General features: G+C 60.3%; 18 protein-coding genes and 1 pseudogene. 10 read left to right on the top strand and 9 right to left on the bottom strand.

Annotation, left to right across the window (positions count from 1 at the left end):
* The first annotated feature begins 14 nt into the window (after positions 1 to 14).
* From AU074_RS24755 to AU074_RS24780, 6 genes are all read left to right on the top strand, one after another.
* A complete protein-coding gene (locus AU074_RS24755; RefSeq protein ID WP_076016943.1) occupies positions 15 to 1,844 on the top strand; it encodes an acyl-CoA dehydrogenase in 1,830 nt (609 codons plus the stop codon).
* A gap of 46 nt (positions 1,845 to 1,890) precedes the next feature.
* Positions 1,891 to 2,322 (top strand): thioesterase family protein, encoded by a 432-nt coding sequence (locus AU074_RS24760; RefSeq protein WP_076016944.1) that lies wholly within the window; start codon positions 1,891 to 1,893, stop codon positions 2,320 to 2,322.
* On the top strand, positions 2,310 to 3,173 hold the full coding sequence (locus AU074_RS24765; RefSeq protein ID WP_076016945.1) for a fumarylacetoacetate hydrolase family protein: 864 nt from the start codon (positions 2,310 to 2,312) through the stop codon (positions 3,171 to 3,173). Before AU074_RS24760 ends, AU074_RS24765 begins: the two co-directional genes overlap by 13 nt.
* Before the next feature lie 20 nt (positions 3,174 to 3,193).
* Positions 3,194 to 4,639: an FAD-binding oxidoreductase gene (locus AU074_RS24770; RefSeq protein WP_076016946.1), complete on the top strand. Its 1,446-nt coding sequence runs from the start codon at positions 3,194 to 3,196 to the stop codon at positions 4,637 to 4,639.
* A complete protein-coding gene (fabG, locus tag AU074_RS24775; protein WP_256576956.1) occupies positions 4,636 to 5,394 on the top strand; it encodes a 3-oxoacyl-ACP reductase FabG in 759 nt (252 codons plus the stop codon). Before AU074_RS24770 ends, fabG begins: the two co-directional genes overlap by 4 nt.
* 363 nt (positions 5,395 to 5,757) lie before the next feature.
* Positions 5,758 to 6,621 carry a sensor domain-containing diguanylate cyclase gene (locus AU074_RS24780; RefSeq protein WP_076016947.1) on the top strand — a complete coding sequence of 288 codons (864 nt, stop codon included), beginning with the start codon at positions 5,758 to 5,760 and terminating at the stop codon, positions 6,619 to 6,621.
* Here AU074_RS24780 and AU074_RS24785 read toward each other — a convergent pair.
* The 5 genes from AU074_RS24785 to AU074_RS24805 all read right to left on the bottom strand — a co-directional run bounded on the left by AU074_RS24785 (position 6,563) and on the right by AU074_RS24805 (position 10,865).
* Positions 6,563 to 8,146 carry a diguanylate cyclase gene (locus tag AU074_RS24785; RefSeq protein ID WP_076016948.1) on the bottom strand — a complete coding sequence of 528 codons (1,584 nt, stop codon included), beginning with the start codon at positions 8,144 to 8,146 and terminating at the stop codon, positions 6,563 to 6,565. The two genes, AU074_RS24780 and AU074_RS24785, sit on opposite strands and share 59 nt — an antisense overlap.
* A gap of 222 nt (positions 8,147 to 8,368) precedes the next feature.
* A complete protein-coding gene (locus tag AU074_RS24790; protein WP_076016949.1) occupies positions 8,369 to 8,932 on the bottom strand; it encodes an adenylate kinase in 564 nt (187 codons plus the stop codon).
* Positions 8,933 to 8,960: 28 nt separating this feature from the next.
* The gene (locus AU074_RS24795) at positions 8,961 to 9,587 is read right to left on the bottom strand and encodes a LysE family translocator (RefSeq protein ID WP_076016950.1); all 627 of its coding nucleotides are present in this window, start codon (positions 9,585 to 9,587) and stop codon (positions 8,961 to 8,963) included.
* 130 nt (positions 9,588 to 9,717) lie between these two features.
* Complete coding sequence (locus AU074_RS24800) at positions 9,718 to 10,233, bottom strand: SUKH-4 family immunity protein (RefSeq protein WP_143503675.1); 516 nt, start codon at positions 10,231 to 10,233, stop codon at positions 9,718 to 9,720.
* A gap of 5 nt (positions 10,234 to 10,238) precedes the next feature.
* Positions 10,239 to 10,865 carry a glutathione S-transferase family protein gene (locus tag AU074_RS24805; protein ID WP_076016952.1) on the bottom strand — a complete coding sequence of 209 codons (627 nt, stop codon included), beginning with the start codon at positions 10,863 to 10,865 and terminating at the stop codon, positions 10,239 to 10,241.
* Between the two features lie 145 nt (positions 10,866 to 11,010).
* Between AU074_RS24805 and AU074_RS24810 the strand changes: the two genes are divergently transcribed.
* On the top strand, positions 11,011 to 11,172 hold the full coding sequence (locus AU074_RS24810; RefSeq protein WP_076016953.1) for a DUF2986 domain-containing protein: 162 nt from the start codon (positions 11,011 to 11,013) through the stop codon (positions 11,170 to 11,172).
* Positions 11,173 to 11,218: 46 nt separating this feature from the next.
* Positions 11,219 to 11,749, top strand: a complete 531-nt coding sequence (locus tag AU074_RS24815) for a hypothetical protein (protein ID WP_076016954.1) — start codon at positions 11,219 to 11,221, stop codon at positions 11,747 to 11,749.
* Positions 11,750 to 11,759: 10 nt separating this feature from the next.
* On the opposite strand, the gene AU074_RS24820 is transcribed toward AU074_RS24815, so the two are convergent.
* Positions 11,760 to 12,659: a LysR family transcriptional regulator gene (locus AU074_RS24820; RefSeq protein WP_076016955.1), complete on the bottom strand. Its 900-nt coding sequence runs from the start codon at positions 12,657 to 12,659 to the stop codon at positions 11,760 to 11,762.
* A 174-nt stretch (positions 12,660 to 12,833) separates the two neighbouring features.
* Between AU074_RS24820 and AU074_RS24825 the strand changes: the two are divergent.
* Both AU074_RS24825 and AU074_RS24830 read left to right on the top strand, forming a co-directional pair.
* Positions 12,834 to 13,863: pseudogene (locus tag AU074_RS24825) on the top strand (alpha/beta hydrolase).
* Between the two features lie 8 nt (positions 13,864 to 13,871).
* Complete coding sequence (locus AU074_RS24830) at positions 13,872 to 15,065, top strand: MFS transporter (RefSeq protein ID WP_076016956.1); 1,194 nt, start codon at positions 13,872 to 13,874, stop codon at positions 15,063 to 15,065.
* Between the two features lie 34 nt (positions 15,066 to 15,099).
* Here the strand turns inward: AU074_RS24830 and AU074_RS24835 are convergent, their stop codons facing one another.
* The 3 genes from AU074_RS24835 to AU074_RS24845 form a co-directional block, all read right to left on the bottom strand.
* Positions 15,100 to 16,665, bottom strand: coding sequence for a DHA2 family efflux MFS transporter permease subunit (locus AU074_RS24835; RefSeq protein WP_076016957.1), 1,566 nt, complete (start codon positions 16,663 to 16,665; stop codon positions 15,100 to 15,102).
* Positions 16,662 to 17,771 carry an HlyD family secretion protein gene (locus tag AU074_RS24840; RefSeq protein WP_076016958.1) on the bottom strand — a complete coding sequence of 370 codons (1,110 nt, stop codon included), beginning with the start codon at positions 17,769 to 17,771 and terminating at the stop codon, positions 16,662 to 16,664. The genes AU074_RS24835 and AU074_RS24840 overlap by 4 nt, the downstream gene beginning before the upstream one ends.
* 220 nt (positions 17,772 to 17,991) lie before the next feature.
* Entirely contained in the window at positions 17,992 to 19,422 is a 1,431-nt protein-coding gene (locus tag AU074_RS24845) for an MFS transporter (RefSeq protein ID WP_076016959.1), read from the bottom strand.
* Between the last annotated feature and the right edge of the window lie 31 nt (positions 19,423 to 19,453).

Raw genomic sequence — 19,453 nt, forward strand, 5'->3', positions numbered from 1 at the left:
GCACAGGACATGTCATGACTGATTCAAGCATCCCGGGCGCTGACGCCCTGAAAGCGCGCGATGAACTGCGCGACGTGCTGTTTGGTGGCACGTTCGAAAGCCATCACCAGAGTATCCGCAAGGTACTGCTCGACCCGATCTTTGACCCGCAGTCGGGCCTGAACATGGAGCAGGCCGGGCGGCTGGCCTATGCCCGCAGCCGCCACGTGCATGGGGCGCTGGAACGCCCGCTGGAGATTCTCGCCAACCCGCGCCGGCTGTTTGCCCTGGCTGAATGGCCGAGCCTGCTGGACGTCGCCAGCTTCTCGCTGCTGATGGTCCACTACAACCTGTGCCTGGGCACGGTGTTCGACCATGCCCGGGACCGTTCCGACATTGCCGACCTCACCGAGGCACTGGACGGCCTGACCTCGTTCGGGCCCTACATGGCGACCGAACTGGGCTTTGGCAACAACGTCGCGGCGTTGCAGACCGAGGCCGTGTACGACCGGCAGAGCCAGACCTTCACGCTCAATACGCCGAGTGTGAGTGCGCAGAAGTACATGTCTTACAGCGGGTTTGGCGACATTCCGAAAGTCGCCACGGTGATGGCGCGGCTGAAGATCGAGGGCAAGGACTACGGTGTATTCCCCTTTCTCGTCAGACTGTCGACCGAAGCCGGCCTGTGCCCGGGTATCCGCGCCGCGCTGTGCCCGGAGAAACCGGTGCAAGGGCTGGATAACGGCCTGACCTGGTTCGATAACGTGCGGGTGCCACGCAGCAGCTTGCTGCATGGCGACATGGGCCACTTCGCGGAAGACGGCCACTTTGTGGTCGGCGCGGGCAATGCGCGGTCGCGTTTCCTGCGGGCCATGTCGCGGATCGTGCCGGGCCGTCTGTGTGTGGCCAGTGCCGCGCAGGGTGCAAGCCGTGCCAGCTTGTACATCGCGTTGCGCTACGGCCAGCAGCGCCTGACCAACGCTCCGGGCACCAATGACATGCCGGTCATCGAGTACCGTAGCTACCAGGTGCCGCTGTTCTCGGCGCTGGCCAGTACCTATGCGATGACCCTGCTGCTCAACGAGGCCAAGGCCCGCTTCCTGGCCAACACGACTGAGCCGGCTGTCGATGTCGTCAGCCTGATCAATATCACCAAGGCACTCGCGACCTGGGATGCCAGCGCCGTGATTGCCGAGTGCCGCGAACGCTGCGGTGCCCAGGGTATTTTCAGCGCCAACCGCATCGCCGATTACGGTTCGCTGCTGCAAGGCCTGGTGACGGCTGAAGGCGACAACCTGGTGTTGCTCGCAACGGTGGCTGGCCAGTTGTTGGCCCAGGTCTGGCAAGGGCCGGAGCCACTGCGCCCTGTGCGTGCACGGCGGCTGGCGGAGCCGGAGTGGTTGATCGCGGCGATCGCCTTTCGCGAGCACCAGCTGTGGCTGACGATTCGCGAGGAGATGAACACCGACGAGCGCGGTTATTTCGAGGTGTGGAACGACGCCATGAACCCGGGCCTGGAACTCGCGCGCCTGCGGGGTGAGCGTCTTGCCCTGGAGCAGCTCTGGAGTGCTTCGCTGCATGCACAACAGGACGAGGCCAAGGCTGCGCTCAATTGCCTGGCGTCGCTCTACGGGCTCAACCTGCTGCGCCGCGACGCCGCCTGGTACCTGGCCCATGAGCTGATCGACGCCGGCCAGGCCCTGTCGTTGCCGGGGCGGATCGACCAGCAGTGCGTGGCCCTGCGCCCGCATGTGTCGATGCTGATCGACGGCTTCGGTCTGTCGCCCGAACTGCTGCGTGCGCCGATCGCCCAGGACGATTACATCCAGGCCTTCTGCAAGCAGGTCAATGCCAATGTCGACTGATACCGCCAGCGCGCTCGCTGCGCGCCCAGCCACTCCGGAGAGCCCCATGTCCGTGCACGTTTATCAATGCCCCGTCCGCTGGTCTGACATGGACGTTTATGGGGTGGTCAACAATGTCTCATTCCTGCGCCTGCTGGAGGAGGCGCGGGTCGACTTCATCTGGCGCCTGGGTGCCGAGCAGGGTGACGCGTTCTTCAGTGGCGGCTCGGTGGTGGTCAGGCATGCGATCGAGTACAAGCGCCCGCTGGTGCACCGTCACGAACCTGTGGCGATTCACATGTGGGTGTCCGAGGTCCGCGCGGCGGCGGTGACCATCGAGTATGAAGTGCGCGATGGCGAGACCTTGTGCGCACTGGCATCGACCACCATGGCGCCGTTCAACTACGAAGGGCGTTACCCACGGACCATGAGCGACGAGGAGAGCGCGTTTTTCGAGCGCTTCCTCAACCCGCGCAAGGCCGTGTCATGCGCCTGCTGAGGGTCGGTGCAGCGGGGCGCGAGCGTCCCTGCGCCGTCGCCGTCGATGGCTCGGTGCGTGACCTGAGTGCCTGGGTTGATGACTGGGCCGGTGCGTCGCTGGCGATTCCGGTGGTCGCGGAACTGGCTCGGCGTTTCACCCAGGGCTGGGCGTCGCTGCCCCAGGTGCACACCGAGCATGAACGCATCGGCCCGGCGCTGCGCCCGGGGCAGATCCTGTCGATCGGCCTGAACTACCACCGGCATGCCCGTGAGGCGGGCATGCCGGTGCCGGACGAGCCCATTGTGTCGAGCAAGTCCGTGCACGCGCTGGGCGGCCCCTTCGATGAACTGGTGTTGCCTCTGGACGGCGACAAGACCGACTGGGAGGTGGAACTGGGCGTGGTGATTGGGCGACGGGTCCAGTATCTGCCCACGCCCGCCGACGCCGCCGCCTGCATTCTCGGTTATTGCACCGCCAATGACTTGTCCGAGCGCGGTTGGTTGCTGGAGCGGGGCGGGCAATGGATCAAAGGCAAGTCGTTCGACGGTTTTGCGCCGTTGGGCCCTTACCTGGTGACGGCCGAAGAGGTGCCGTCGCCCCAGGCGCTGGAGTTGATCTGCCGGGTCAATGGCGAGGTTATGCAGCACGACAACAGCCAGGACATGATCTTCGACGTGCACCACCTGGTTCACTACCTCAGCCGCTTCATGACCCTGCACCCTGGCGACGTGATCCTCACCGGCAGCCCGGGTGGCATGGCCCTGGGGCGCCCGGACCAGCCTTTTCTGCGTGAGGGCGATGTGGTGGAGGCCGAAGTGGTTGGCCTGGGTGCCCAGCGCCAGGTATGCCGCAGGTTCGATGGACGCTGACACGCTAATAAGGAGATGACATGACAGTTCCCGCCCAGGCTCTTTTCCGCAGCGCGTTGCGTGAGGCGCCGGCCGAATTGATCGAGGCCCTTGCCGCACGCTTCGCCGAACGCTTTTCCACTGCCACCGCGGTGCGCGAGCAGCACGGCCGTGACGAGTCGGCCTATGTCGACGCACCGTTGCCTCAGGCCGTGGTGTTCGCCCAGGGCACCGACGACATCGTCGACACGGTGCGCCTGGTTGCCGCCCACCGCGTGCCCTTGATTGCCTACGGTGCTGGCTCGTCGGTCGAAGGCCACCTGTTGGCCGTGCAGGGCGGTATCAGCCTTGACCTGAGCCAGATGAACCAGATCCTCGCGATCCATGCCGAAGACATGACCGTCACCGTGCAGCCGGGGGTTACCCGTCGCCAACTCGAAGAAGCCCTGAAGGGCACCGGGCTGTTCTTCCCCATCGACCCGGGCGCCGATGCCTCCATCGGTGGGATGTGCGCCACCAGCGCCAGCGGTACCAATGCGGTGCGTTACGGCACGATGAAAGAAAACGTGCTGGCGCTGCAGGTGGTGACCGCTCGCGGCGAGGTGATCCGCACCGGTACCCGGGCGAAGAAAAGCAGTGCCGGCTACGACCTCACTCATCTGATGGTCGGCAGCGAAGGCACCCTGGGCATCATCAGTGAAATCACCTTGCGCCTGCACCCCGTGCCGGAGTCGATCTGCGCTGCGGTGTGCTCGTTCGACAGCATCGACCAGGCGGTCAACGTGGCGATCCAGGTGATCCAGTCCGGGATCGCCGTGGCGCGTATCGAGTTGATCGACGCCAACACCGTGCGCATGGTCAATGTGCACAGCAAGCTGGAATTGCCCCAGGCGCCGATGTTGCTGATGGAGTTCCATGGCAGTGAGCTGGGCGTGCGCGAGCAGGCGCAGGCCGTGGAGGCGATCGCCAGTGACTGGGGCGGCCAGGCGTTTCAGTGGGCCACCAGCGTGGAGGACCGGCGGCGGCTCTGGACGGCGCGGCACCATGCCTATTTTGCGGCCATTCAGTCGCGCCCCGGTTGCCGGGCGATCAGCACCGACACTTGCGTGCCGATCAGCCGCCTCGCCGAGTGCCTGCTGGACTCCATTGCCGAAGTCGATGCGACCGGCATGCCGTATTTCCTGGTGGGGCATGTGGGTGACGGGAATTTCCACTTCGGCTATCTGGTCGACCCTGAAGACCCCGAGCAAAGGGCGCTGGCCGAGTCCCTGAACGATCGCCTGGTGGCGCGGGCGATCCGCCTCGCCGGCACCTGCACCGGCGAGCATGGTGTTGGCCTGCACAAGCAGGGGTACCTGCTCGACCAGGCGGGCGAGGGCGCCGTGGAGATGATGCGCGCGATCAAGCGCACGCTGGACCCGGACAACATTCTTAACCCCGGAAAGATCTTTTCCTTCGACAAACCTGCCAGGGAGGCACGCCCATGAACACTGCATCTGACGCACACGACGCGAATATGCGCACGGTATTGGTCACCGGAGGCTCTCGCGGGCTTGGCGCGGCGGTGGTCGCAGACCTCGCGGCGCGAGGCCTGAACGTGTGTTTCACGTACCTCAATAGCGACGAGCAGGCGCAACAATTGGTGGCGTCGCTGGGGGCGGACAAGGTGTTGCCCGTGCGCGCCGACGGGCGTGACGCGAGTGCCATCGCGCAGGCGGTCAAACAGTGCGTCGCGCATTTCGGCTGCCTCGACGGATTGGTCAATAACGCCGGTATTACTCGCGACCGCGGTGCACTGGCGATGAGCGCCGAGCACTGGCGTGACGTGATCGGCGGCAACCTCGACAGTGCCTTCTACGCCTGCAAGGCGGTCCTGCCGCTGTTCGTCGAGCAGGGCCATGGTGTGGTGGTGAACATGGCCTCGATTTCCGGGTTGGTCGGCGTCGCGGGCCAGGCCAACTATTGCGCGAGCAAGGCCGGGCTGGTCGGCATGACGCGCTCTATGGCGGTCGAGTTCGGCGCCCGTGGCGTGCGGATCAATGCCGTGGCGCCGGGCTTCATCGACACTGACATGACCCGCAAGCTCAACGAGCGGCGCGTAGCCGAGATGGAAAACCGCATCCCCATGCGTCGCTTCGGCACCCCGCAGGAGGTGGCCAAGGTGGTGGCGTTCATGCTGTCGGACGACGCCGCCTACATCACCGGCCAGGTCATGGTCGTGGACGGTGGCCTGGTGACCTGAGCTGTTTGGCAGCCCCGGTACTTTGAATTTTCGGAGCAGATCAACATGACAAGGGATGCCAGGCTCGGGGGCGTGCGCCAGATGGCTGCGCTGTTGCGCTGGAACGCCACGGTCATGGTGGTCCAGGCCAACTGCGGGCAGGCCCCGTGACCGGGGCCGCGTTCCATCTCTATTATTACTCGCTTTGGGTGCTCTGGCGGGCGCTGTCCTACGACCTCGAAGGGTGGCGCAGCCTGCTGGTGGCGACGCACTTGGTTCAACAACATTGCCTTGGGCTATTTTGCGGGCCGCTATGATTCCTTTTTGCCATCCTTGATGATCGGGCTATGATCGGAACCATATGAACCAGACGCGCCATGACTTATGCCCGTTGACCTGCAAGCCCTCTATCCCAAACTTATCCACCTGATGTTGGATACGGTGTTTGTGGTCGACAGTGACAACCTGATTGTCTTTGTGAGTGATGCCTGCAAAGCGCTGCTCGGTTACCGCGCCAGCGAACTGATCGGCACCCCGATCACCGACTACATGCACCCCGAGGACCTCGCGCGCACCCGGGCCTCGATTGTGCGGGTCATGAACGGCAAGCCCCACGTCGACTTCCGCAACCGTTACATCCGCAAGGATGGCAGCGTGGTGCACATACTGTGGGCAGCGTTCTGGTCTGAAGACGAAGGCGCGCGGATTGGTGTCGCGCGGGACATTACGGCCCTTACACAAGCTGAAGAAGAGCTACGTTTCCTCGCCCATCATGACCCGCTGACAGCCCTCAACAACCGGTCGCTGTTCAATGACCGACTGGACGCGGCCCTGCAAGCGGCCCAGCGACACGACAGTAAGCTGGCGCTGTTGTTTCTGGACGTCAATCACTTCAAGTGCATCAACGATGTGCATGGCCATGCCGTGGGCGATCGCGTGCTCTGCGTGATTGCACGGCGGCTGGAAGGCTGTGTACGCGGAAGTGACCTGGTGGCGCGAATGGGCGGCGACGAGTTCACGGTGTTACTGACAGACATCCAGTCGGAGGACGCCGTTTCCGGAAAAGTCGCGCAGATACTCGCGGTCATGGCCGAGCCGCTGAGCGCTGAGTTTGGCGCGGTGAAAATGCCGTCCTGCAGTATTGGCGTGGCGTTTTATCCGGCGGACGGGAAGGATGCCGATACGCTGCTCAGCCATGCGGATGGGGAGATGTATCGGGTAAAAAGGGATCGGTTTGCGGGTGAGTGATCACTTCCCGCAACTGATGCTCCACTCGGTTGCGCCCCAGTTTTTTTGCGCGATACAGAAGACTGTCGGCCTTTTCCAGCAGATCAATCGCTACCACTACGCCACGCAGGTGGCTGGAAGTGATACCCGCGCTGATGGTTACGATGCCTGCCGAACTGCCTCTGTGTTCAATTTTTGCAGCCTCTATGGCTGAACGCACTTCCTCGGCGATCTTTACCGCACCTGCAAGCTCCGTTTCTGGAAGCAGGATTACAAACTCTTCTCCTCCATACCGGGCAGCGAGGTCGGCTGGGCGGTTTATATTTTTACCTATTAACGCTGCGATTTGTTTCAAGCATTCGTCACCGAGAACATGGCCGTAATAGTCGTTGTACTGCTTGAACCAATCGATATCGATAAGTATGAGCGCTACGCTATTTCCAGTGCGGCATGCTCTCGCCCACTCTTGTGCCAGTGTCGCGTCGAAACACCTACGATTAGGCAACTCCGTAAGGCTGTCAGTCTTGGCAATATGTTCTAAATCACAATGCGCAAGGCGCAGCTCTTCTTCTGCCACTAACAAACGTTGAATTTGTCGGTAAAAGAGAAAACCCAGACTGGTCAGCACAACAATTATCAGCACCACCATAATCGATGCCTGGTAGACGTACGTCCACCATGTTGCAAATACTGAGTCTAATGACAATCCTGCTGCAGCGACGATCGGAAGGCCCCGTATGCGGCTGTAGGCATAGACTCGTTCTACCCCGTCCACGACGGACGTCAGCCTGGCTGTCCCGTCGTTGCTGTTGATCAGATAGCGACTAAACAGCTCTCCCTTTGCGATATTAGTTGTCATGAGCGCGTCAATCATTGGCCGGCGGGCAAGCAAATCGCCGTTGTTCAGCGCCAGCAATATCACCCCTTGTTTGTCTACGTCTAAACGCTCAAAGAAACTTTGAAAGTAGGCGACGGGCAACGTCGCCAACACCACGCCGCTGAAGCTGCCATCTGGGTATTGAGTGCGGCGGCTGACAGGGATGATCATGTCGCCGGTGGTGCGGCTCAAAATGACCTGGCCTACATGGATGGCCGTGCCAGGGTGGTTCTTGTGGTAGATAAAATAAGAACGATCGCTATTGTTCTTTGCGACCGTCGCTGACGAGAACGAATTGACTACCCAGTTGCCATTCTTGTCGAAAATGAATAATCCTTGAATCCCGTCGGTTGCCTCAACGTTACTGGCCATTATTTTGGATAAGCGAACTTTCTGTTCGTCGCCAAGTTTGTCATTTTCAACGCGCTCTGCAAGGTCGCTCAGAATGTTTTCAGCTTGACGCAAGGTATCTTGAGCCTGCTGCTCGGAAGCCCGAACAATGTTATGAACAGCAATTTTGGCGTTCGCCAATCGTTCGTCCGCCGATTGCTTTAGCTGCCAGGCAATTGCGGAAACCAGCATGACACAGACCAAGAGGATGAAAGCGATCAGGCCCACAGAAAGAGCTTTAGGTGTTAACCGACCAGACACGAGCGTTATGCTTTTCATGGAACTCTTCATAGTGTTGCCATGCTGACCCTTACTGTGAGTTTTCCAAACTCATCAATACCAGGTTGAGTGTACCTATAGCGATCAGAGTACCGAGTCAATATGGGCTTAATAAGCCAAACATGCACGCGATAAAACTACGCAGGATCAACGAGAACGGCAGCGGTTCTCGGTAGTTGAGTCTCAAAGCGCACATAACGAAGGCATGTTGAGAGCCGTGACTTAGTCTTCCTGGTTTCGGGCTGTTGCGATGCCTTGCGACAATCCATGAATGACATCCGCCGCCATTTCTTCGGTACTGTTCAACCCATCAACTCTGACAATCGGTATGGTCTGCTTCGACATCCAGCGCTCGTGCCACGCCCTGCTGCGTCCGGAAAAGCTCGGGTCGTCGTACTGTGATGCCCATGCCCGGAAGGCCACATGTATCTCATGCATATCGCCACCGGGTGCGATCCGATTTCCGAAGTGCTCCTTTTCACGTGCAGCCAAGCGTTCAAGCCGAACGGGGGTAGGCGTTGCCACAAACACAATCAGGTCGGCGTCGTTGATCAGTGCATCTCCCCAACTCATACAAGAGCCGGTGAGCACCCAACCGTCATCACCGAAGCGTTGCTGAATCAGCGCCACACGCTCATCGGGCGGGCGCTTGGTTGTAAAAGGAGGGTTGGTGGGCAGCCAATAGAAGTCATCGACATCGAGATGGCGAAGGCTGAGCAAAGAGGCGAGGGTACGACCCAGCGTGGTCACGCCTGCGCATGAGGCGCCTGTGATGTAGATCCGCAATGGTTTCCTCCGTGAGTATCCGCAGGCCCTAGCGCTGCTGAAAAGCTATTTTCAGCCCCAGCCCCATAAACAAAGTACCGATGATCTTTCCTTCCCAGCGGCGCAGCCTTGAAAGGCCCGTCATCCATTTGCTCAAAGGACGAATAGAGACCGAAATGAGCGTGGTATACACCGCACTGAGGCCCGAAAAGATCAAACCCAGCACCGCGAATTGCGCCAGGGAAGAACCCGATTCCGGATGAATGAATTGCGGCAGGAACGCCAGGAAGAAAATCGCGGTTTTCGGGTTCAGCACTTCGGCAACCACCGCCTGGAAATACGCCTGGGTCGAGGTCACTGTGGGCAGGTCTTTGCGCGTGGTCGCGCCAGGCTTGGCCATAAACGCGCGTATGCCCAGGTAGATCAGGTAACAGGCGCCGACGATTTTAACGACGTTAAATGCCACGGCCGAGGTCATCAGGATGGCGGAAAGGCCCAACGCCGCACACAACGTATGGATAAGGTCCCCCGAAGCCACGCCCAGCCCGGTGGCAATCCCGACCTTGCGGCCACCCTGGAGGGTGCGGGTGATCACCAGAAACACGGCAGGGCCGGGGATCAGGAAAAGGCCGATTACAACGGCTATGTACGTCAGGATGGGGGCCAGTTCGAACATCGTGCGTCATCTCAAGATTGGAAGCGTCCTACAGTTATCCTCATCCAGGGCGTTAAAGCAATCCAGGTGATCTGCCTGTTTTCAACCTTCAGGTTGTCGCTGGCACGGACTACTGGTGTGACTGCACCGGTCAACAAAGCTCTTCGCTGACCGCGTCGGCCCACATCGCCCCCGGCACTGCCGCTGCGGAGTCAACCCGCTTGATCTCAGCCAGGCAGCGTTCCAGCGTACTGTCACGCAGATGCTCCTGGAAGATGCACAGGCACTGCGCAAACAGCACCAAGGTGGAATTGATGAAAACGCGCGCGTTATCGAAATCATGGTTGAAGTAAACGACCTCGCGGCTTCGACGATCGATGGCCAAAACGTCTCCCGAGCCGTTTTGGCCAAGCGGGAAATAGTCCTCGCTAATTCCGTACACCATCAGCCGGTGGGCGATTTGCGATGGGCTGTAGGCTTCAAGACTCAAAAAGGGCGCGGCGTCGCGCGGCAGCCCCTGTTTGACGAGGAACTCCGCGTCTTGTGGGGCGAGGGAACAGACCTGGCCAGCCTCGTAGACAACAAATTCGTCTAGACACAGGTCCAGTTCCGGCGGGACGAGCGGCTGCGACGATATAAATCGTGCCTTGAAGTCAAACCCGGTCATGTTCTTCACTTCGCAAATGCATATTCACCACCCTGTGCCAGCGCCTTGCGATACGCCGGCCGTTCCTGAAAGCGTTGCACCCACGCCGCCACATTCGGGTACGCCTGCAACTTGCCCTGGGCCCTGGCGATTTCGCCGATGAAGCTCATCTGGATATCCGCGCCGGTCAATTCGTCACCCACCAGGTACGGCGTAAGCCCCAGTGCGTTGTCCAGATAACCCAGGTAGTTCGCGACCTCGGATTCGATACGCGGATGCAAGGGCGCACCCGCATCACCCAGGCGCCCAACGTAGAGGTTGAGCATCAGCGGCAGCATGGCCGAACCTTCGGCGAAGTGCAGCCATTGCACGTATTCGTCATAGGTGGCAGTGGCTGGGTCGGGTTGCAGGCGGCCTTTGCCATGGCGGCGAATCAGGTAGTCGATGATGGCGCCGGACTCGATCACCACGTGGGGACCGTCTTCAATCACCGGTGATTTGCCCAGCGCATTGATGGCCTTGAGTTCAGGTGGCGCCAGGTTGGTTTTCGGGTCGCGCTGGTAGCGCTTGAGCTCATAAGGCAGGCCGAGTTCTTCGAGCAGCCACAGGATGCGTTGCGAACGAGAGTTGTTGAGGTGGTGGACAATGATCATGGTGGCTCCGCTGGGCGAGAATAGGGGCGTATAGGGACAGACCGCTGTGGCGCTGTGGAGTGCCGTGAATTAAATGTGCTTCGAAGAATGCATGAAAGATGGATAATCACAGCGGTAGGCACTGATTACAAACCGGATAGAACACATGAATCGTCAAAAGAAACTACAACAGCTGTTCAAGGCTAAAGCCAAAAAGGCCAGCGCCAAATTGGCACCCGCCCGCAAGGACAAGTACATCAGTAAAGCTGACCGGTTGAAACTGGCGACTGAATCCACTGATGAGTCAGTTGTTTCTTCTGAGAGCTGATCCAGAAGGCTTAAGCATCATCCGATAGGGAATCGACGGAAAAACCATGAACACTGCTCAACTTGCGATTCAGCACTACATACTCGCCAAGGACGGCAACCGTCCGCATTTGCTCAGCCGAGCGTTTGTTCCGGAGGCGACCCTGGACATGGTAGTGCGCACCGGTTCCATCTCGTTCCCGCCCCACGTTGAAGGAGTTGCCAGCATCGGCGACGTGCTGGTGCGGCGATTCGGGCAGACCTTTGAAAACGTCTATACGTTTTGCCTGGGGCAGCCGCCTGAAGAGGGGGCCGACACCTATCTGTGCAAATGGCTGGTGGGGATGTCCGACAAAAACTCCGGCGAAGCCCGGGTTGGGTGTGGGGTGTATGAGTGGCAGTTCAGTGTTGAGTCGGGGCTTGTTGAAAAGCTCACCATCACTATCGAGCATATGAAAACCCTTCCAGCGGCGGATCTTGAGGGTGTCATGGAATGGGTATCAGGGCTGAATTACCCATGGTGCAGTCTGGAAGCCGCAGTGAGTACTGCGCCACAGAGTGTGGCGGTTAACGAGGTCACCCAGTTTCTTACTGCTTAAATGCCTCGTTCTAGAGAGGGCCATCGGCTCGTAGCGCATTCAGAACAAGCGTAAAGGCAGGTGTTGGCAAGCGACGGCTTGGGTAGTACAGGTGATAACCCGAGAACAACGGGCACCAGTCCTCCAGGACTTGTACCAGGCGGCCATTCTCGATATGCGGTGCAAATTCTTCTTCCGGCAGGTACGCGATGCCCAAGCCGTTAACGGCCGCAGCCGGTACATGTGCGCTGGTGTTAAGAATGACTTGGCCTGCGACTCGCACGTTGACCTTGCGGCCACGCTTTTCGAATTCCCAGACAGCCAGCCCGCCAAGCGTTGGATAGCGGATATCGATACATCGGTGATTAACCAGATCCTGTGGCTTTTTTGGCACGGGATTGCCGGCGAAATACGCTGGCGCCCCTACGACAGCCATCCGTACCTGCGGGCCGATAGGGAGGGCGATCATGTCTTTATCAACGGTGTCGCCAAATCGGATGCCTGCATCGAAGCGGTCCGCAACGATGTCCCGGAAGCCATAGTTGATATCAAACTCAACCTTGATATCGGGGTATTCGAGGAGCAACGGCGTGAGCCGGGGAAGCAGTATTGTCCTCAGGACAAAATCACCACAGGTAATGCGCACCGTGCCTGCGGGCTTGTCCCGCAGTTCGGTCAATGCATCCAGCTCGGCCTCGATTTCATCGAAGCGATGACCGATGGTTTGCATCAGGCGCTCACCCGCACTGGTCGGCGAAACGCTGCGGGTGGTGCGTGTCAGGAGTCGTATTTCCAGGCGCTTTTCAAGCCCGGACACAGCCTGGCTCAGCGCGGACTGTGTGACACCCAAGTGAGCCGCCGCCCGGGTAAAGCTGCCTGCCCTGGCGACCGTCACAAAGGCCAGAAGGTCATTCAGATTATGTCTTGGCATCGTAGGTCGCCTACCTTGATTGATTAGCCTTGCTTATAACTTCAACAAGCTTTCATTAGATTATCAAGCATGATGCACTCGCGGAGAATAGGGCAAGCCTCGTCTGATGTCGCAGGCGTGGTTCTTACCCCTTGCTGGTCCTGGCCGGCACCTATTCACCGATGGGAGCACCTCATGAGAAAACTGGTTGTCTTGCTTGGCCTTCTGATGGCGTCGCTCTGTGCACTGGGAGCAGACATGTCTGACGGAGCCGATAATTTTTACAAAAGTGAGAAGGTCACGATGCAGAAGGTGACTTTCAAAAATCAGTACCGGATGAACACCGTAGGGAATCTGTTCTTCCCAAAAGATTTGAAACCGGGCAGCCAAAACGCTGCGATCATCGTTGGCCATCCCATGGGCGCGGTCAAAGAGCAGAGTTCGAACCTGTATGCGCAGAAGCTGGCAGAGCAGGGTTTCGTGACCCTTGCCATCGATCTGTCGTTCTGGGGCGAAAGTGATGGCCTGCCGCGCAATGCGGTGTCGCCGGAAATCTATGCTGAAGACTTCAGTGCTGCCGTGGACTATCTGGGCACGCAGACGTTTGTTGATCGCAACCGGATTGGTGTCCTGGGCATCTGTGGCAGCGGCAGCTTCGTTATCAGCGCTGCAAAGATCGACCCGCGAATGAAGGCCATTGCCACGGTCAGCATGTACGACATGGGCGCAGCCAACCGAAACGGCTTGAAGCATTCCGTCACTGTCGAGCAGAGAAAGCAAGGCATTGCTGCGGCTGCCGAACAGCGTTATGCCGAGTTCACCGGCGGCGATACCCAGTACACCAGTGGGACAGTCCATGAACTGACGGACAAATCCAACGCGATTGAGCGCGAATTCTACGATTTCTACCGCACGCCACGCGGGGAGTTCACCCCCCAAAGGCCAATCACCGCTGCTGACCACTCACCCGACGCTGACCAGCAACGTCAAGTTCATGAACTTTTATCCGTTCAACGATATCGAGACGATCTCGCCACGCCCGATGCTGTTCATCGCCGGTGAACAGGCTCACTCCCGTGAGTTCAGTGAAGAGGCTTATCGACTGGCTGGCCAACCCAAGGAGCTCGTGATCATTCCAGGTGCGGGCCATGTGGATCTCTACGACCGAGTCGACCTGATTCCTTTTGCCAAACTGACCTCGTTCTTCCAGACCCACCTGAAGTGACCGACCCGATGAGCAGCACCGTTTTGCCTACTCAAACAGCGAGCCGCCAGGTATGGGGAGCAGTCCTGGCGATGGCGCTGTGCGCCTTCGCCCTTGTGACTTCCGAGTTTCTGCCGGTGAGCTTGCTCACGCCGCTTGCGAACGATCTCGGGCTTACGGAGGGGCAGGCCGGACAAGCGATTTCCATTTCCGGCCTCTTCGCGGTCATCACCAGCCTTTTCATCTCCAGCGTCATTCGCAGGCTTGACCGAAGGCCTGTTTTGCTTTTCCTGACGGCCTTGATGATCGCCTCCGGCGCGCTCGTTGCCTTTGCCCCGAACTACTCGACACTGATGGTGGGGCGCGCCATTTTGGGCATCGCGATCGGAGGAAGTTGGGCAATGTCGACCGCGGTCATGATGCGGATTGCACCTGAGCCTTTCGTGCCTAAAGCCATCGCGTTGATCCAGGGCGGTACCGCACTCGCCACGGCGGTCGCAGCGCCGATTGGCAGTTTTATGGGCGGACTGATCGGCTGGCGAGGAGCATTCTTTTGCGTGGTTCCACTCGCGGCTCTGGCGCTGTGTTGGCAAGCCTTCACCCTGCCGAAAATGCCTGGTCAAGATGAGCCCGGCTCTGCTGTTGATGTCTTTCGGTTGTTGGGTCGCCTCAACGTCTCTCTGGGCATGGCGGCAGTGGCATTTTTGTTTATGGGGCAGTTCGCGCTATTCACCTATCTGCGCCCGTTCCTTGAGGCGGTGACCAGTGTTGATGTGTCGGGTTTATCCCTGCTACTGCTGATCATCGGGATGGCCGGGTTGGCGGGTACGATGCTGATCGGTTCATTGCTGAACCGCAGTCTTTATCGAGTGTTGATGCTGATTCCGCTGTTGATGTCGGGCATTGCCATGGCGTTGGTGGTTTACGGTAGCTCAATGCTGGCTACAGCCGTCTTGCTGGGCGTGTGGGGGCTGGTTGCTACTTGCGCGCCCGTGGGTTGGTTCACTTGGTTATCGCGCACATTGCCTCAGGATGCCGAAGCCGGAGGCGGGCTGATGGTGGCTGTCATTCAGTTGGCGATCACCCTCGGCGCGACGGTTGGGGGCGTGTTGTATGACGGGGCTGGCTACCGGGCCACTTTCATCGTGAGTGGCGTGTTTCTTCTGTTGGCTTGTGTGCTTGCATTGCTCGTATCACGCACGGATACGCCACCGGCACGATGATGCGGCACCCCGCGTGGCGAGGGTGCCGTCATGTTCAATGCGCATCCGCCATCGGCTGCTTCGGCGGCTGCACCTTGCGCATCAACGGCACCAGCAACACGGCGACGATGAAGCACACCATGATCATCAGGAACGCATCCGCATAAGTCAGCGTCTGCGCCTCACGCCAGGTCAGCGCCCACAGCTGATGCAGCGCAAACTGGCTCGCGTCCAAGCTGTTTTGCCCGAGCAACTGGGCATTCCCTGAAAGCTGGTCAAGCCAGACATTCATCGACTCGTTCCGGATGTTCAGGTGCTCGGCCAGGCGCAGGAAGTGCAGGTTGGTGCGGTCGTTGAGCACCGTGGCGCAGGCGGCGATGCCGATGGCGCCGCCGAGGTTGCGCATCAGGTTGAACAGCCCCGAGGCGAGTTTCAGTCGGTCGGGGGCCAGTGCGCCGAGGGTCAGGGTGACCACGGGCGGCACCGCCATTTGTTGGGCAAACCCGCGTATGGCTTGGGGCAGCATCAGCTCCTTGGCGCCCCAGTCGTGGGTGATGGGGGAGAAGTCCCACATCGACAGGGCGAACAGCGACAACCCGAACATCAAAATCCAGCGCAGGTCGAAGCGGTTGGCCAGCACCGCGTACACCGGGATCGCCAGCAACTGGAACACCCCCGTGGAAAACACCGCCAGGCCGATATCCAGCGAGCCATACCCGCGCACCCGCCCGAGAAACAGCGGCGTGAGGTAGATGGTGGCGAAAATGCCGATGCCGGTGATGAACGAAAACAGGCAGCCCAGGGCGAAGTTTCTATCCCGAAGCGCGCGCAGGTCGACAATCGGTTCCTTGATTTCCAGGCAGCGCCAGATAAACAGCCCGCCGCTGATGCCGGCTATCCAGGCGGTGGTCGAGATGGTGCTGTCGCTGAACCAGTTCCAGCGTGGGCCTTCTTCCAGGGTGTATTCCAGGCAGCCGAGAAACACCGCCATCAACGCCATGCCGATATAGTCCGCGCCCTTGAGCAGCGACGGGTTGGGGCGGTCGACCTTGACCAGCATCGGTACCGCAAAGGTCACGAACAGGCCGGGCACCAGGTTGATGTAGAACAGCCAGTGCCAGGAGGAAATATCGGTGATCCAACCGCCCACGGCCGGGCCCAATGTGGGCGCAAGGGACGCGATGGCGCCGATGGTGGACGCGGCGATCACCCGTTGTTTGCCGTTGAAGTACATGAACGCGGTGGTGAACACCAACGGGATCATCGAGCCCCCCAGAAACCCTTGCAAGGCGCGAAACGCGATCATGCTCTGGATGTTCCAGGCCATCGCGCACAGCAGGCTGGTCAAGGTAAACCCGGCCGCCGACGCCGCGAACAGCCAGCGCGTGCTCATCACCCGCGAGAGCCAGCCCGACATGGGGATTACGATGATTTCCGCGATCAGGTAAGCGGTCTGCACCCACGCCGTATCGTCCGCTCCGGCAGACAGCCCGCCGCCGATGTCCTTGAGGGAGGCGGAGACGATCTGGATATCGATCAAGGCGATGAACATGCCCACGCACATGGTGGCGAAGGCCGCGACCTTTTGTGCGGTGCTCAGGGCGGGCAACGGGCTGTTCATAGCTGGGCCTTGAGGGCGCTGGCCTGGTCCTCGAACGCTTCATCGGTGTTGACCTTCGCCATCACCGACAAGCCGGGACGCAGGGCGCCGAAGTCGGCGTCGGTGCTGTCGAGCCGCACGCGCACCGGCACACGCTGCACGATCTTGGTGAAGTTGCCGGTGGCGTTTTCCGGCGGCAATACACTGAATTGCGCCCCGGTGGCAGGGGCCAGGCTCTCGATGTGCCCGTGGAATTCACGGTCGGGGAGGATGTCGGCGCGGATGCTCACGCTTTGCCCAACCTGCAGGCGGCCGAGTTGGTCTTCCTTGAAATTGGCGTCCACCCACAATCCTTTCGCCGGCACCACCGAGATCAGTTGGCTGCCGGCCGCGGCGTAGGCGCCGACCCGGGCGCGGCGGTTGCCCACATAGCCGTCCACCGGGGCCCGCAGCTCGGTGTAGCTGATGTTCAACTGTGCCTGGTCGCGTTCGGCTTGGGCCTGTTGCAACGCGGCGCGGGCCTGGTCGCGCTGGGTTTCAATCACGTCGATTTGCCGGCGCGCCGCCATCAGCCCGGCTTGCGCTCGGGAGTGGTCGGCGCGGGCAGTCTTCCAGACGGCGCTGACCCGTTGCGCGCTTTCCACCGACACGGCTTGGCTGCGCACCAGGTTCTGGTAACGGGTCTGATCGTCGCTGGCCCGTTGCGCTTCGGCATCGGTGGCGTCGATCTGCGCCTTGGCCTGGTTGATCACCGCCAGTTGCAGTTGTTCGGTGGCGTCGAGGTTGGCGAGGGCGGCTTGTTGCGCGGCCACGGCGCCATCGGCTTTGGCCAGGGCGGTGCGGTAGTCGCGAACATCAATACGGGCCAGCACATCGCCGGCCCGTACGTACTGGTTGTCCTGCACGGCCACTTCGCTGATATAGCCCGGCACCTTGGCACTGATCACCGTTACGTCTGCGCCGACGTAGGCGTCGTCGGTGTCTTCGATAAACCGGCTGACCAGCCACCAGTGGCTGGCGTACCAGACGCCGCTCACCACCGCCAGGGTCAGCAGCCCCAGGCGCAGGGCCTGTTTGCGCCGGGATGGTTTTGTGGGTTCGGGCACAGCGCTGACTTGAGCGTCCATGGCGAAATGACCTCGTTGAGTTTGAGTGGCGAAACGGACGGCCCGTTGGCTTGTTACTGAATATTACATGCGTAATATGTCACGGTAGGTTTCATAATGAAAGTCACTCGATGGAAGTTATTGCCACGTCAGGCCAGCACGCAAATGCAAAAAAGCCCTGAGATTCAGGGCTTTTTCAGAGGAGGGTGTTTATTGGCGCAGTAGCAACGAATAGCCAGTCTCAAGACACTGTTATTTCTTCCCCGACGCTGGCCTTCGTCCGTGTCGCACGCAATGCCATGACCAACGCCAACATCGGTGCCAGGGTAAACAGCGCGAACAGCCAACGTGCCGCATTGGCGACGCCGGCATCGCCCGCCACGCCATTGATGCCCGCCATGTTCGAGATCACCCCCGCCAGTGCTGCGCCCATGGCCATGGCGAACAGTTGCAGGGTGGTGATCGACGATGCCGCTGTGTCCTTATCCTGCTCCGACGCCACTTGCAGGATGCGCGTCAGCAGATGCGGCCAGCCCAGGCCGATGCCAAAACCCACCAGGAACAACCCGAGGCAAATAGGTGCCAACAGTGCCCAGTCCCCGTGACCGGCGATTGGCGTAGTGATTGCCAGCATCACCAGCCCGGCCACGATAAACAGCGGCCCCGCGATAATGGCGCGGTGCGGACCACGGCCGGTCCAGCCAGAGCTGAGGATTTCCGATACCGTCCAACCGGCCGCCATCAACGCCGCCATGTAACCGGCGACCAAGGGTGACTGGCCATGCAGATGCTGTAGAAAATACGGCATGAAAATCTCGCTGCTCATGCCGATCACCAACAAGCACGTGGTCGCATACAGTGCGCAAAGCGGGGTGCTGAACTTCAGCGCATCCCTGGGCAGAAGACGCACCGTGGCGTTGGATTCCTTGCGGATCAGCAGCCACACCAGCACCGCACAGACCGCGATGCCCAACAGGTTCCAGCTCGGCAGTGACGAGACGCTGCCCGCACACACCGCCAGCACCGCGCCAGCCAACAGCACCAGCTGCGGCACCGGCAAACGAGCCGTGGCCGTCGCTGCGGTATCGCGTGGCGGCAGCGCACGGCTGGTGAGCACCATATACGCCAGGCTCACCGGCACCATCGAACCGAAGGCGAAACGCCAGGCGTCCATTTCCGCAAACACGCCACCCACCGCTGGCCCGACCAGCGTCGCCACGCCCCACATGCCCGATACCAGAGCCATTGCCCGAGGCCAAAGACGTTCTTCGAACACCAGCTGGATCATCGAGTAACACAGCGCCAACAGAACCCCGCCGCCCAGGCCCTGGATAAAGCGTCCTGCCAGCATCACCGGCATGCTCGGCGCCAATGCGCAAATCAGCACACCCACCATGAACACCAGCGTGGCTAACGCATACGCTTGCCGTGGTCCGGTACGTTGCAACAGCTTGGAGGTGAGGGCCGAGCCGAGGATCGAGGCCACCACATACAAGGTGGTACTCCACGCATAGAGCGCCAGGCCGCCGATTTCTGCGACCACCGACGGCAGGATGGTGGTGGCGATGTAGGTGTTGGTGGCATACAGCGCGATGCCGCCTGAAAGCGCGATGGAACGGGTGGCGTTTTTGCCCCGGAGCAACTCGCCCCAACTGCTGTCTTGGGTTTGCATCAACGATTCCTTGTACTGCATTCGCGGTGTG

Source organism: Pseudomonas sp. ATCC PTA-122608 (assembly GCF_001952855.1).
Lineage (GTDB): Bacteria > Pseudomonadota > Gammaproteobacteria > Pseudomonadales > Pseudomonadaceae > Aquipseudomonas.

What these genes read in the sequence shown, in the direction of transcription:
- AU074_RS24815 (WP_076016954.1), top strand. Translation starts at nt 11,219, where the DNA reads ATGAACACTGCTCAACTTGCGATTCAGCACTACATACTCGCCAAGGAC.
- AU074_RS24760 (WP_076016944.1), top strand. Translation starts at nt 1,891, where the DNA reads ATGTCCGTGCACGTTTATCAATGCCCCGTCCGCTGGTCTGACATGGAC.
- AU074_RS24770 (WP_076016946.1), top strand. Translation starts at nt 3,194, where the DNA reads ATGACAGTTCCCGCCCAGGCTCTTTTCCGCAGCGCGTTGCGTGAGGCG.
- AU074_RS24780 (WP_076016947.1), top strand. Translation starts at nt 5,758, where the DNA reads ATGCCCGTTGACCTGCAAGCCCTCTATCCCAAACTTATCCACCTGATG.
- AU074_RS24800 (WP_143503675.1), bottom strand. Translation starts at nt 10,233, where the DNA reads ATGACCGGGTTTGACTTCAAGGCACGATTTATATCGTCGCAGCCGCTC.
- AU074_RS24805 (WP_076016952.1), bottom strand. Translation starts at nt 10,865, where the DNA reads ATGATCATTGTCCACCACCTCAACAACTCTCGTTCGCAACGCATCCTG.
- AU074_RS24845 (WP_076016959.1), bottom strand. Translation starts at nt 19,422, where the DNA reads ATGCAAACCCAAGACAGCAGTTGGGGCGAGTTGCTCCGGGGCAAAAAC.
- AU074_RS24785 (WP_076016948.1), bottom strand. Translation starts at nt 8,146, where the DNA reads ATGAAAAGCATAACGCTCGTGTCTGGTCGGTTAACACCTAAAGCTCTT.
- AU074_RS24835 (WP_076016957.1), bottom strand. Translation starts at nt 16,665, where the DNA reads ATGAACAGCCCGTTGCCCGCCCTGAGCACCGCACAAAAGGTCGCGGCC.
- AU074_RS24820 (WP_076016955.1), bottom strand. Translation starts at nt 12,659, where the DNA reads ATGCCAAGACATAATCTGAATGACCTTCTGGCCTTTGTGACGGTCGCC.
- AU074_RS24810 (WP_076016953.1), top strand. Translation starts at nt 11,011, where the DNA reads ATGAATCGTCAAAAGAAACTACAACAGCTGTTCAAGGCTAAAGCCAAA.
- AU074_RS24830 (WP_076016956.1), top strand. Translation starts at nt 13,872, where the DNA reads ATGAGCAGCACCGTTTTGCCTACTCAAACAGCGAGCCGCCAGGTATGG.
- fabG (WP_256576956.1), top strand. Translation starts at nt 4,636, where the DNA reads ATGAACACTGCATCTGACGCACACGACGCGAATATGCGCACGGTATTG.
- AU074_RS24755 (WP_076016943.1), top strand. Translation starts at nt 15, where the DNA reads ATGACTGATTCAAGCATCCCGGGCGCTGACGCCCTGAAAGCGCGCGAT.
- AU074_RS24765 (WP_076016945.1), top strand. Translation starts at nt 2,310, where the DNA reads ATGCGCCTGCTGAGGGTCGGTGCAGCGGGGCGCGAGCGTCCCTGCGCC.
- AU074_RS24840 (WP_076016958.1), bottom strand. Translation starts at nt 17,771, where the DNA reads ATGGACGCTCAAGTCAGCGCTGTGCCCGAACCCACAAAACCATCCCGG.
- AU074_RS24795 (WP_076016950.1), bottom strand. Translation starts at nt 9,587, where the DNA reads ATGTTCGAACTGGCCCCCATCCTGACGTACATAGCCGTTGTAATCGGC.